Raw genomic sequence first — 14126 nt, 5'->3', positions numbered from 1 at the left:
ATGCATAACTAAATCACACGGTATCCTTTGGAGAATATTTTGAAATTACGTAACCTCTCACAGTTAAGTCTAGCAATTTTTGCTGCACTCACTACCTCTGTAAACGCCGAAGAAACTAAAAAAACAGCTAAACAAGACGCATTTGAAAAGATAGAAGTCACAGCTCGTAAACGTACAGAGAGCCTGTTTGAATCTCCAACCGCTATCACTTCAATTGGCGCTAACCTAATTGATAAAGCCAATATGAGTAACCTAGAAGATATTGGTAAATATGTTCCAAATTTAAATATTACCCGCTATGGCGTGGGCAATTCTGCGCATGCGTCTGTATTTATCCGCGGTATAGGTTTGCAAGATCACATAATAACTACCGATCCGGGTGTGGGTGTGTATCTTGATGGTGTGTACTTAGGTCGTCAAATGGGTTCTAACTTATCATTACCTAATGTTGAGCGTGTTGAAGTGCTTCGTGGCCCACAAGGTACTTTATATGGCCGTAATACATTAGGTGGCGCTGTAAATGTAATTACAAAGCAACCTGGTGATGAAGGTATTGTTACTACTGCAGCTAAGCTGGGAAGCCGAGGACGTATTGCCGGTGATGTTTATTTTAATAACTCACTAACAGATGATGTAAGTATGTCTGCAAGTGCATCGTACAAAACACGTGATGGTGTGGGCGAAGCTGTTAATTTAGCAAACCCAGAAAAAGAAATTGGTGAGGAAGAAGAATTTAGTGGTCGTGTTGCACTTAAATGGCAAGCAAATACCGACTTAGCATTCACTTTTTCTTTAGATGGTGTTGATAACGAATCTGGCCAATCGCCTTATACAATTGAATTGACAGACCCACTAGACTCAAATGATGTTTTTAATGGCGACTTCCCATTATTGACTCAAGATTTAATTCCATCAGACCCTGATGATTTAGGCACAACTGTTGCGGGTATTGAATCTACCTCTTACTCAGGTTGGGGCACATCGTTTTCAGCCGATTGGGCAATTAACGATACTTATACCACTAAGTTTATCTCAAGCTACCGTACATCTGAGTATGAAGGTGGCCTAGATGATGATGCATCACCTTTAAACTTGTCTGAGTTTCCAGAGGAGGGCGGTGCTGATCAGTACTCATTTGAAGTTCAGCTAAATGCAACATTCGATAATATGGACTTTGTATCTGGTCTTTACTTTTTTAATGAAGATGGCTTTACACGTTCAGGCCCGTTTGTATTTAGCCCATTTAATACACCTAATGGCTTGTTGAATGATGGTGTAACAGAATCATTTGGCGGTTACGGCGAATTTGAAATTAACCAAGAAACTAATTCGTATGCAGCATATATAAATGCCAGCTACGATTTAACTGACGATTTAACGGTAGGTGGTGGCCTTCGTTATTCAAAAGATGAAAAAGATGCAAATGCTATATTCCCATCATTTCCAACTCGTAAATATGTAAGTGCAGATTTTGATGCGGTTACGTGGGATGTAAATGCATCTTATCAGCTTAGCAATAATATGAATGTTTATGGCCAGATTCAAAAAGGCTATCAAACAGGTGGTTTTCCACCGCGTCCATTTGGTGGACCAGATCAATTTGTATCGTTTGACGAAACAAAAGCGATTAACTACGAAATGGGCTTAAAAGGCCAAGTACACGAAAATGTATCTATGATGCTTGCGGTATTTGTGACTGATTACACCGATTTAGCATTACCGTTTTCAGATCCAACAGCGGGTGGTGGCTTTGTAACAATTGTAGAAAATGCGGGTCAATCTAAAGCGCAAGGTATTGAGCTTGAAACAACTGTTGCTATTACCGATGACTTTACTATTCGTAGTGCAGTTGGTTATTTAGATTCTGAAATAACAGAAGTGGCTGAGGGTGTACAAGGCATAGGTAAAGGCGATTCACCAGCACTGACGCCACGCTGGACTGTCATGGTTGCACCTTCTTACTTTATGGATTTAGAGAGTGGCGCAACACTTGCGTTTAATGCTAATTATTCGTATCGCAGTGAAATGCAAGGCCAATCAGTTTACAACCAAAGTGAGACCATTGATTCTCGTGAACTAGTTGGTTTTAATATTTCGTACACTAATCCATATGGCGATATGGAAGTTACACTATATGGTGAAAACGTTCTAAACGAAGTTTACGATGTTGGTCGCCTACAACAATCAGGTTTTGTTGGTGTAATGCGTAGTAATGACCGCAGTGAATTTGGTTTGAAATTCAAAAAAGATTTTGAGCTATAAACTAAAATCAAGTAAATAAAATTCAATGTAATTGAAGTTTATTTTTCATTAACAAAGGCCGAATCATGCTGTGATTCGGCCTTTATATATTCAATAGTAAAATTATTATCCACATAATTTAAATCCCTAATTTAAATTGCTGATTTAAAACAATCAACATAACCACTTTTAAGTATTTGTATCAGCTAAAATGCGCCTTTTTAGTTTGTGTAAAGGCTTGGTTGTTCGTTACAATGGCGCCACTTAATTGCCAAACGGACTCAGTGATGAAAATTCTTGCCGATCAAAATATGCCTTTAGTTGAGCAGTACTTTGCAGACTTTGGTGAGGTTGAGCGTTTTGATGGTCGTAAATTAACGCCTGAACAATTAATAAATGTAGATGTACTCCTTACTCGTTCAGTGACTAATGTTAATCATGAACTATTGGCACAAGCTAACAAGCTGAGCTTTGTGGGCACTGCCACAATTGGCATTGACCATATTGATACGCAATTACTACATGATAGAAATATTGCTTTTACCAGTGCTCCTGGTTGTAATGCAGTTGCTGTAGCTGAATATGTAATTAGTAGTTTATTTGCATTAAGCCAAGAAAATGCGCGCCCATTGTGCGGTCAAACAATTGGTATTGTAGGAATGGGTAACATTGGCACGTGTTTGTCGCAAAAATTAAAAGCATTAAATGTCGACGTACTGTTATGCGATCCAATTAAGCACGAACAGGGCTTACTACAAGAGCATGTAGCGCTTGATGAGTTATTAGCGCAATCAGATGTTGTTACTTTTCATGTTCCACTTATTAAAGGTGGCGAGCACAAAACGCTGCACATGATGAATAAAGAGCGATTACAAGCACTTAAGCCAGGAACCACGCTAATTAATGCAAGCCGAGGCGACGTAATTGATAATCAAGCATTGCTTGAGGTAATGGAAGCTGGGGCTGATTTAGATATAGTACTTGATGTATGGGAAAAAGAGCCCAATATTCAAACTGAATTACTAGAGCATGTGCGTTATGCCAGTGTGCATATCGCAGGGCATACACTTGAGGGGAAAGCACGAGGTACACAAATGTTGTATCAAAAATTGTGTGACCTAAAAGGTGTAGAGGTGAGTAAATCGTTGGATGATTTTTTACCAATACCTGCTATTACAAATGCAACTGTTACGCAAAGCCTAAGCGAGCAAGATATTGCCCGTTTGGTGCATTTAATTTATGACGTACGCCGCGATGACGGAATTTTACTTCGTCATTTAGAAGGTGAGGGCTTTGATAGTTTACGTAAAAATTATCCGGTAAGGCGAGAATTTAGCACCTTATTCCTACAAGGTGATAGCCCACAACTTGCAGCACTTAGTCAACTTGGCTTTAGCATAGCTAAATAATTATTTAACTAACGATGTTGTTTTAATGTCGTTTATAGAGGAAGAAATATGTCGCAAAAATATAACGTTGCCGTACTTGGCGCTACTGGTTTAGTAGGCCGTCAAATCATTGAAACGCTAGCAGATCGTAAGTTTCCTGTAGATCAGCTTTTTTTACTTGCGAGCAGCCGCAGCGCAGGTGAAGACATAAAGTTTCGTGGTGAGACCATTGAAGTAGTTGACGTTGAAGGCTTTGATTTTAGCCAAGCGCATATAGGTTTGTTTTCTGCTGGTGGTAGTGTATCTGAAAAATATGCTCCTATTGCTGCTGATGCCGGCTGTATTGTAATCGATAATACATCGCACTTTAGAAATGATTTTGAAATCCCACTAGTGGTGCCAGAAGTTAATGCTTCAAGCCTAGCTGATTTTAGGAATCGTAATATTATTGCTAACCCTAACTGTTCAACTATTCAGATGATGTTAGCACTTAAACCAATTTATGATGCTTACGGAATAGACCGTATTAACGTATCTACTTACCAAGCTGTATCGGGCGCAGGTAAAGAAGCGGTTGATGAACTTGCAAAGCAAACAGCTAACTTGATGAATGCACGCCCTATGGATAATAAAGTATTTCCAAAGCAAATTGCATTTAACGTTATTCCTCAAATTGATAGCTTTGAGGATAATGGCTATACACGCGAAGAAATGAAAATGGTAAATGAAACTCATAAAATTTTGGGTGATACCACTATTGCAGTAAATCCTACATGTGTACGTGTTCCCGTGTTTTTTGGTCACTCAGAATCAATTAATATTGAAACGCGCATGCCTTATGACTTTGAACACGTTAAGCAACTTTTAAAAGACGCGCCTGGTGTCGAGCTAATTGATGATGAAGGTGATTACCCTACAGCAGTGTCTGACGCTAGTGGTAACGATACTGTTTATATAGGCCGATTACGTGCTGATATTTCTCATCCTCATGGATTAAACATGTGGGTTGTAAGTGATAACACTCGCAAAGGTGCTGCAACTAACAGTATTCAAATTGCAGAAGAGCTTATTGCTAATTACATGTAATAGTTAATAGCGCTGAACACATTTTAGAAGCGGTAAACATTATTTGTTTGCCGCTTTTTGTTTATAGAGCTTGTCAGTTTTTTGCCGTTTATTTTTAAAAGTATAAAAACTGATTGATAACACTCAATAAATTAATATTTATAAAGATGTTTTAAGGCATTTATTTTCAAGGTGTTGCGATGGATATTAAGCCTTAACTGGTTTATAGTTTGTAATTGGAATAGAGCTTGCAATAAAAATAGATTGTAATAATAAATGCGAGTCAGTCATTTGGCTGATAACAGCAATAATCAACAATATTATGCACTTAAGCTTTAAGTGTTTTGTTAATATTTAAATATTAAAGGATCAGCATGCGCGGTTTAGTTACACTTATTATATTAGCGTCTGCATTGATAGTAACGCCAGTTTACTCTCAAGACAGTACCCAATTAAAGGGGCCTAAAGGCGTTGACTATGGTGCGCAAGGGCGATCTATTGGGCCAATTAAACCAACAGACACACTTTGGCGTATAGCGGCTAAAGTGCGCCCAGATAACTCCGTCAGCATTTATCAAGTTATGCAGGCCTTGTATAACAAAAACCCCAACTCATTTTTAGAACAAAATCTTAATCATATTCAAAATGGTGCCTATTTAAAAATCCCTACTTTAGCCGAAATAAAAGGTGTAAATACACAGCTTGCAAAACAACGCTCAGAGCAAGATGATGCATTATGGGAAAAGAAAAAAAATGGCACACTTACGCAAAGCGAAATTACCTCAGCACAAACAAAAGTAACCCAAGCTCGTAAAGTCGACGTAGACGATGCCAAAAAAGAGATACAGAAAGAATTAAATGAAATAAAAACAGAGCAAAGTACTAAGCTGGTTGAGTTACAACAACAATTTAAAAATTCTGTAAGCAATGTAGAAGAAATTTTAGTTGAGAATAATAATCTTAAAAAACAATTATCAGGTATTTCAAACGAACTCGAAAACTTACGCTTACAGTTAGGACAAGACAGTGAAATTCAAAATCAATTAAAAGAACTAATTGTTAAGCAAAACGAGATTATTGCACAGCAAAAAAAACAAGAGATAGTACCAAAAGAATCGTTTGATTTAAGCTCATTATTTTCAAATCCGATAGTGCTGGGTTTATTAATGTTTATTCCTGGGCTACTGATTATTTTTGCAATTGTTATGTTTTTACGCAAACGAGCAAGTAATCAAGAAGAGCCACAAAACGATGATGACTTTTTACCACAAACCCCAATTTACACTGGCGATGATGATTTAGGCCCAAGTTTAAATGACGATCCAATTGTACCCGACCCTTTAGATGACTTGAGTGTTCAACTTGATGATAATCTCGAAAATGATATGTTGCCTGATGATGATTTAGATGACGGCCTAGATGATTTTTCAGGTGGTGAGAATTTACTCGATCAGGATGAGCTTGAAAGTCTACTAAGTGATGACATTGTTTTTGATGATGAAAATACCGATGACGATGATGAACTCGATATTTTTATGCAGCAAGGGTTTGATCAACCTTCAGATGAAAACGCTGAAGATATTGATTTAGACTTATCTGATGACTCAATAAACAATGATGAAATTATAACTAATGACGATTTAGATAGCTTGTTTGATGAAGACGATAGTCTACCTGAGTTTGATGCACAGCAAACAAGCGAAGCTTTAGAGGATGATAGCTTAGAGTCTCATGATGAAATGGCGGCTTTAAGTGAGGAGCTTGCAGATGATGATAATTTTGATATAGATGAATTATTAGATCAAACATCAACAGAATTAGATACCTCAAATAACACTTCAGCTGAACTTGATACAAGCGACGACTTTGATTTAGACGATATAGATAGCTTAATTGATGAAGCGAATGACCCAAAAAGTGATGTGGTAGATGACTCAATTGATGCAGAGTTACTCGACGAAGATGAACTTCTAGAAGAAAGCGACGATTTTGATTTAGATGACATAGATAGCTTAATTGATGAAGCAGCGGTTGACACTGCAGATGATTCATTAGTAGAGGAAAGCGACGATTTTGATTTAGATGACATAGATAGCTTAATTGATGAAGCAGCGGTTGACACTGCAGATGATTCATTAGTTGAGGAAAGTGATGACTTTGATTTAGACGACATAGATAACCTAATTGATGAGGCAGCAGTTGATACTGCAAATGATTCATTAGTTGAGGAAAGCGACGACTTTGATTTAGACGACATAGATAGCTTAATTGATGAGGCAGCAGTTGATACTGCAAATGATTCATTAGTTGAGGAAAGTGATGACTTTGATTTAGACGACATAGATAACCTAATTGATGAGGCAGCAGTGGATACTGCAAATGATTCATTAGTTGAGGAAAGTGACGACTTTGATTTAGACGACATAGATAGCTTAATTGATGAGGCTGCAGTAGATACTGCAGATAAATCATTAGTTGAGGAAAGTGACGACTTTGATTTAGACGACATAGATAACCTAATTGATGATGAACTAAAAAATTCAGATGTAAGAGATTCAGAAATTGATAATGCATTAGCAGACTCAGTTGAGGATTTAGCAGATGCTCAAGAAGAATTAAATGTTGATGATATTGAGTCGCTTGCTTCATCATTAAATGAAGAGCCTGAACTTACAGAAGAGCCTAAGCTTGAAGAAGAGCCAGAGCTTGAAGAAGAGCCAGAACTTGAAGAAGAGCCGGAGCTTGAAGAAGAGCCAGAGCTTGAAGAAGAGCCAGAGCTTGAAGAAGAGCCAGAGCTTGAAGAAGAGCCAGAGCTTGAAGAAGAGCCAGAGCTTTACGATGAGCCTGAACTCGCAGAAGAGCCTGAGCTTGAAGAAGAGCCTGAGCTTGAAGAAGAGCCTGAGCTTATAGAAGAACCTGAGCTTGAAGAAGAGCCTGAGCTTATAGAAGAACCTGAGCTTGAAGAAGAGCCTGAGCTTGAAGAAGAGCCTAAGCTTGAAGAAGAGCCTGAGCTTTACGATGAGCCAGAGCTTGAAGAAGAACCTGAGCTTGAAGAAGAGCCTGAGCTTGAAGAAGAGCCAGAGCTTGCAGAAGAGCCTAAGCTTGAAGAAGAGCCTAAGCTTGAAGAAGAGCCTAAGCTTGAAGAAGAGCCTGAGCTTTACGATGAGCCAGAGCTTGAAGAAGAACCTGAGCTTGAAGAAGAGCCTGAGCTTGAAGAAGAGCCAGAGCTTGCAGAAGAGCCTAAGCTTGAAGAAGAGCCTAAGCTTGAAGAAGAGCCTAAGCTTGAAGAAGAGCCAGAACTTATAGATGTAACGGTTGATGATTTTTCAGACACATCAGAGTCGCTTCTTGATCCTGAAGATGCACTTGAAGAATATACAGATGATACTTTAAAGAGCGTTGATGAGCTTTTAAGTGAGCTACAACAGGCCACTGATGACGACTATATAGAAACACCTGATTGGTCTTTAGATGAGCTTGATGATGATCTTGAAGAAATAGAAGTTGATCTTGGTGACGATCCGCTAGCGGGCGACGATGACTCAGATCTTACTGAAATTGAAGAGCAGCTTGATAGCGAGCTTGTAACGCCAAGTGAAGAGTTGGATGAATATCCTGAACTTGAATTAGACGATGATCAATCATTATTAGAGAATGAGCCTTCGTTTGAGCCGCAAGAGCTTAAAGGAGATGCATCGGGTGATGAAAATGCAGTAGCACTTAGTCAAACAGAGAAAGATCTCGCAAATGCGCTTATGGCAGATGGTGATTTAGATAGTTTAGAAGATGATTTTGATGATGAACTATTAATTGATAATGACTTCTCTGAATTAGAAACTGAAACGGAGATTGAAGATGAGTCGCTTGATGATGATTTACTTCAAGAAATTAATAATGAGGTTGATTCTGTTGAACCACCAAGTATTGAAGATGACATCAAACCTCTTAACCTTGATGAAGTTCAAGAAACATTAGAAAGTGAGTTGCCATTTACCCCTGAAGAATTACAAGGGGATGATTTAGATGGTGAGGCACCGGGAGTCGCTTCCAGCCAAGCTGAGCAAGATTTAGCAAACGCACTTATGGCAGATGCTGATTTAGATAGTTTAGAAAATGATTTTGATGATGAGATTTTAATTGAAAATGATTTTTCTGAATTAGATGCTGAATTTGACGAAGATAGTTTAGAGCAAGCGCTAACTGATGAGTTATCAGAGGAATCGCAAGAGCAAACAAATGCAGAGCGCGAAGCACAGTTAACAAGCTTAGATGAAGTGGGTAGCACTGATATTAGCTCTGACGACGAACTTGATGAAGAGTTTATGTCGAATTTGACGCAAACTGATTTTGATTCATTACTTAGTGAGTTAGCAGAGCCTGAAGACTTAAGTGTTGATGACAGCAGTGAATTTGATGTTGACTTTGACAGCTTGCTAAAAGAAGACTTAGAGACAGATGATTCATTAACTACAAAAGAGTCACTTGTTGAAGGTAGTGATGTTGAGCAACTTGATAATGACGAATTTGTAGATATTGATTCATTATTAGAAGAAAGTGACGACGCTGAACTTGAACACGAACCTTACACCGACGTTAATATGGATGTCGGTTTGAGTGAGTTTGATGCATTACTTGCAGGTGATAACCCAACGGATGTTGATGCTGAAAGTGGTGGCTACTCAGCTAAACTTGATTTAGCGCGTGCTTATATTGAAATTGATGATTTTGATTCTGCGCTTAAAGTTATTGAGGATGTCATTAACAAAGGTCCTGAAGAAGTTCAAGAGGAAGCACTTAGCTTAAAAGCTAAACTAAAATAATTAAAATGTTTATAAGAACCCGTATCTAGCTTAGCTAAATACGGGTTTTTTTATGTGTATTGGTTTGATTACGACAGGTCTCCTTTTATTGCATCGTTAGATAGCATAAAATGCCTCGTTCATTAGCACAGTAGGTAAAACGGTAATTATGCGAGTAGCACTTGGAGTTGAATACAACGGCGCACGTTATAGTGGTTGGCAGCGTCAATCACATGTAAATAGCGTACAGCAAGAAGTAGAAAAAGCGTTGTCGCGTATTTGTAATCATCCTGTTGAAGTTATATGTGCAGGGCGTACAGATGCTGGTGTGCACGGTACAGGCCAAGTAATACACTTTGAAACGCAAGCCGATCGCGATATGGTCGCATTTACACTAGGTATGAATACTTTAATGCCTAAAGATATTGCTATTCGCTTTGCCCAACCGGTTGCTGATGACTTTCATGCCCGTTTTAGTGCTACAGCTCGTCGTTATCGCTATGTTATTTATAACTCCCCCCTACGAGGTGCGGTATTAAACGAGGGTGTTACGCATTTTCATCATCATCTTGATGAAACAAAGATGCAAGAGGCGTGTCAGTACTTAATAGGTAAACACGATTTCACCTCTTTTAGAGCGATACATTGCCAAGCGAATACACCGACAAGAACAATTCATCATCTGTCGGTACAGCGCCAAGGTACTTACGTTATTATTGATATTAAAGCGAATGCATTTTTACATCACATGGTACGTAATATCACAGGCAGCTTAATGGATGTTGGTTTACATAAACAACAACCTATATGGATAAAAGAGCTACTCGATTGTAAAGAACGCGCAAAGGCCAGTGCTACCGCTAAGGCTGCTGGTTTGTATTTAGTGGATGTTGACTACCCTGAGCAATTTAATATTCCTCAAACACCTCTAGGCCCTTTATTTTTACCTGATATAGATGTGGTATAAGTACTTTTTATGAGCACTTTTAACTACTAAGACCAGTTTTTTATACCGCGTTAGTGTAATTCATGTTTTAATTGAAAAAATTTGTCTGCTAATTGCTATTAGCAGGCTCGCGACACAGAACAGTATTAAGAGAGTTGCAAATGAGTTGGCTAGAAAAAATCTTACCTAAAACGACAAAATCATCAGGTCGTAAAGAAATCCCAGAAGGTGTTTGGGCTAAGTGTACATCGTGTGATTCAATTTTATATAAAGCTGAATTAGAAAAGTCATTAAACGTATGTCCTAAGTGTGACCATCACATGCGTGTTAGTGGCCGTAAGCGCCTAGAGCACTTTTTAGATGAAGGTGATCGTCAAGAGCTTGGTACACAACATGAGCCTAAAGACATTCTTAAGTTTAAAGATTCTAAAAAGTACTCTGACCGTATCAGTGCAGCCCAAAAAGCAAGTGGTGAAAAAGATGCACTTGTAGCTATGAAAGGCCGATTAAAAGGTATTCCAGTGGCAGCGGTAGCATTTGAGTTCTCATTTATGGGTGGTTCAATGGCTTCTGTTGTTGGCGCTCGCTTTGTTGATGCTGTTGATCAATGTTTAGAGCATAACATGCCGCTTATTTGTTTTTCTGCATCAGGCGGAGCACGTATGCAAGAAGCGCTTATGTCGCTTATGCAAATGGCTAAAACAAGTGCTGCACTTGCAAAAATGACGGAAAAAGGTCTTCCATTTATTTCAGTAATGACCGACCCGACAATGGGTGGTGTATCTGCATCACTTGCTATGCTGGGTGATATTAACGTTGCTGAACCTAAAGCGTTAATTGGTTTTGCGGGCCCTCGTGTTATTGAGCAGACTGTTCGCGAAACATTACCTGAAGGTTTTCAGCGTAGTGAATTTTTGCTAGAACATGGTGCAATTGACATGATTATTGACCGCCGTGAAATGCGCGATACCCTTGCACGCATTTTAGCTAAATTTATGAACTTGCCTTCTACGGAACAAGAGCATAGAGTAGCGTAAATTTCAGCTTTACTGATTACACGCTATGACAAAAACAATTCCTAGCCAATCATCAAGCCTTGATGATTGGCTTTTTTATTTAGAAAGTGTTCACCCCGCTAACATTGCAATGGGCCTAGAACGAGTTGCTAATGTTGCCAACAATATTGGCCTTTTAAACACTCCAAGTAAAATTATTCTTATTGCCGGTACAAACGGTAAGGGCACCACTGCACGTTGCTTAGAGTCGCTATTGCTAGCGCAAGGTTTTAGCGTGGGTACTTACGCATCTCCTCATTTAATTCGTTATAACGAGCGTGTACGAGTTAATGGCGAAGAACTGGCAGACCAACTTCATATAGATGCTTTTCACCAGCTTGAGCAAGGCCGTAAAGACACTCCTTTGACTTATTTTGAATATGGTACTTTGGGTGCGTTGGCAATTTTTAAACGCTGTAAGGTCGATTATGTATTACTAGAGGTTGGTCTAGGCGGGCGCTTTGATGCTACAAATATAGTAACTCCCTTTGCAAGCGTGATCACCACTATCGATTTAGATCATAAAGAGTACCTAGGTGATACACGAGAGTTAGTGGCTTATGATAAAGCCGGTATTTTTCGTGAAAATACGCCTGCTATTATAGGGGATTTAAATATTCCTCACACAATGACTGATTACGGCAAAGAAATTAATGCCAATATGACGTTGTCGGGCAGTGACTTTATTTTCAAAGAGAATGCTGAGAGCTTTAATTGGCAATATAAAGAACATAATCTTGTAATAGATAAGCCAGCAATACCGTGTCAAAATGCAGCAACTGCGTTAACTGCGCTAAGTGTTTTAAGCTTATTACCAAGTGAGCAAGTCATACGAAGTTGCCTCGCTAATTTAGTTGTAGAAGGGCGGTTTCAGCAGTTAAGCGCTGAGCCTTTAGTCTTTACTGATGTAGCACATAACCCTGAGTCGGCGCGTTATTTAGCCAATAAGTTATCAAGCTATAAAGATAAAGGCTTTAAAATTCATGCATTAGCCGCTATGCTTGCTGATAAAGATAAAGTGGGTGTACTTAAAGAAGTAAGTCACTTGGTCGATGAGTGGTCATTAGCGAGCTTAAGTGGTCCGCGAGGCGACACTGCAAGTAATTTACAAAATGCGCTGCAGGGTATATCTCATCATAATACTATCAATAGCTATGATAGTGTGGCACAGGCACTGAGTGTAATTTTACCAAAACAACAAAGTGATACTATGTTGATTGTATTTGGTTCATTTTTTACAGTGGCCGGCGCTATTAATTACTTTAAAAAATAGAGAGGATGTCGGTGAACTCAAGTTTTATTAATCGCTTAGTCGGAACAAGTATAGTAGTGATCGCAGCAATTGTGTTTATCCCTAATATACTCGATGGCGAAAAAGTGCATTATAAAGAAGGCTTTAAAGCGATACCTGATCGCCCTGAGTTCAAAACAATCGATCTTCAAGAGTCAATTGATGAAAACATGACTAATGCTGAGCCACTAAAACAAGATGAAATTGAAGATATTCAAGCTGACGATGAAGCTTTTGAGCAGCAAAACGCTATGGATGAAAGTGACTACGCTGTAGAGAATAAAGTTGTTGAAGCGACTATTGAACCCAAAGCTACACCGATCACTAAGGCACCGGTTCAGGCTAAACCAAAACCTATTGCGCCTCGTAAAAGTGATGAAAACCTAACAAGTATGGCTTACGTTATTCAATTAGGTAGTTTTTCACATGTTGCAAATGTAAAAGCATTACAGGCTAAATTAAAAGTTGAAGGGTTTAAAACGTTTACTAAACCGATTAAAACCCCAAATGGGACGTTAACCAAGGTATTTGTTGGTCCTTCGCTTGATAAAAATGAATTACAAAAGCAGCTTCCCCAGCTGAAAGAGCTTACTAAATTAAATGGTAAAGTTACGCAATACGAAGTAACAAAATAATTATAAAAGGCTTGTATCACAAGCCTTTTTTTATTTATTTATATTTGTTTTTATCATTATCTTTATCTCACAATACCCATTCTATAATGTTAATTTTTTGTATTGACTACAACCCAGTAATCTCCCGTTTAAACTTGCATACTAACGATGTTTGGGTATAGAATGCGCCCCAAATTAGCGACTAATTGGTTCTTATGATCTGGGTTGATTACGCCATTATTGGCATCATTGCATTGTCTACCATCATCGGTTTAATACGCGGCTTTGTAAAAGAAGCAATGTCATTAGCGGTATGGGCTGGCGCCTTTATCATCTCTAGCTTATTTTACCAATATTTAGCTTCCTTCCTAACAACCATTTCTGAACCCCTTTTAAGAAATGCTGCGGCCATAGCCATATTATTCTTTGCGACGCTACTGTTAGGCGGTTTACTAAACTATATTTTAGGTGAGCTTGTACATCGTACTGGTTTATCGGGTACCGACCGTGTCTTTGGCATAGTGTTTGGTGCTCTACGAGGCGTGTTGGTCGTGAGCGCGTTACTCTTCTTTCTTGATGCTTTTACTGGTGCACCCAATACGCACTGGTGGGGCAATTCTATTTTGATTCCAGAATTTGGCTTTGTTGTTGAATGGTTCTTTTCGTACCTAGAAAACAACTCGAGCTTTTTAAATTCAGTAAACCGTTAATCGGCGAGGATAAATTA

General features: G+C 38.7%; 9 protein-coding genes. All 9 read left to right on the top strand.

What is annotated here, in order from left to right; all coding sequences use genetic code 11:
- Window positions 1-39: 39 nt before the first annotated feature.
- Window positions 40-2262, top strand: coding sequence for a TonB-dependent receptor (locus tag I6F47_RS00140; RefSeq protein ID WP_197183137.1), 2223 nt, complete (start codon window positions 40-42; stop codon window positions 2260-2262).
- 266 nt (window positions 2263-2528) lie between these two features.
- Window positions 2529-3650 carry a 4-phosphoerythronate dehydrogenase gene (locus tag I6F47_RS00135; RefSeq protein WP_197183136.1) on the top strand — a complete coding sequence of 374 codons (1122 nt, stop codon included), beginning with the start codon at window positions 2529-2531 and terminating at the stop codon, window positions 3648-3650.
- 48 nt (window positions 3651-3698) lie between these two features.
- Complete coding sequence (locus I6F47_RS00130) at window positions 3699-4715, top strand: aspartate-semialdehyde dehydrogenase (RefSeq protein WP_165721606.1); 1017 nt, start codon at window positions 3699-3701, stop codon at window positions 4713-4715.
- 353 nt (window positions 4716-5068) lie between these two features.
- Entirely contained in the window at window positions 5069-9514 is a 4446-nt protein-coding gene (locus I6F47_RS00125; RefSeq protein WP_197183135.1) for a FimV/HubP family polar landmark protein, read from the top strand.
- 148 nt (window positions 9515-9662) lie between these two features.
- On the top strand, window positions 9663-10460 hold the full coding sequence (truA, locus tag I6F47_RS00120) for a tRNA pseudouridine(38-40) synthase TruA (protein WP_007584098.1): 798 nt from the start codon (window positions 9663-9665) through the stop codon (window positions 10458-10460).
- 140 nt (window positions 10461-10600) lie between these two features.
- Window positions 10601-11476, top strand: a complete 876-nt coding sequence (gene accD, locus I6F47_RS00115) for an acetyl-CoA carboxylase, carboxyltransferase subunit beta (protein ID WP_007376856.1) — start codon at window positions 10601-10603, stop codon at window positions 11474-11476.
- A 25-nt stretch (window positions 11477-11501) separates the two neighbouring features.
- Window positions 11502-12767: a bifunctional tetrahydrofolate synthase/dihydrofolate synthase gene (gene folC, locus I6F47_RS00110; RefSeq protein WP_197183134.1), complete on the top strand. Its 1266-nt coding sequence runs from the start codon at window positions 11502-11504 to the stop codon at window positions 12765-12767.
- Window positions 12768-12778: 11 nt separating this feature from the next.
- A complete protein-coding gene (locus I6F47_RS00105; RefSeq protein ID WP_197183133.1) occupies window positions 12779-13420 on the top strand; it encodes an SPOR domain-containing protein in 642 nt (213 codons plus the stop codon).
- A gap of 194 nt (window positions 13421-13614) precedes the next feature.
- A complete protein-coding gene (locus I6F47_RS00100; RefSeq protein WP_007376853.1) occupies window positions 13615-14109 on the top strand; it encodes a CvpA family protein in 495 nt (164 codons plus the stop codon).
- Window positions 14110-14126 lie beyond the last annotated feature (17 nt).

This window comes from Pseudoalteromonas sp. NZS37, assembly GCF_015864265.1.
Lineage (GTDB): Bacteria > Pseudomonadota > Gammaproteobacteria > Enterobacterales > Alteromonadaceae > Pseudoalteromonas > Pseudoalteromonas arctica.
The sequence above is the reverse complement of the archived record's forward strand: the minus strand, read 5'-3'. Positions and strand labels throughout refer to the sequence as shown.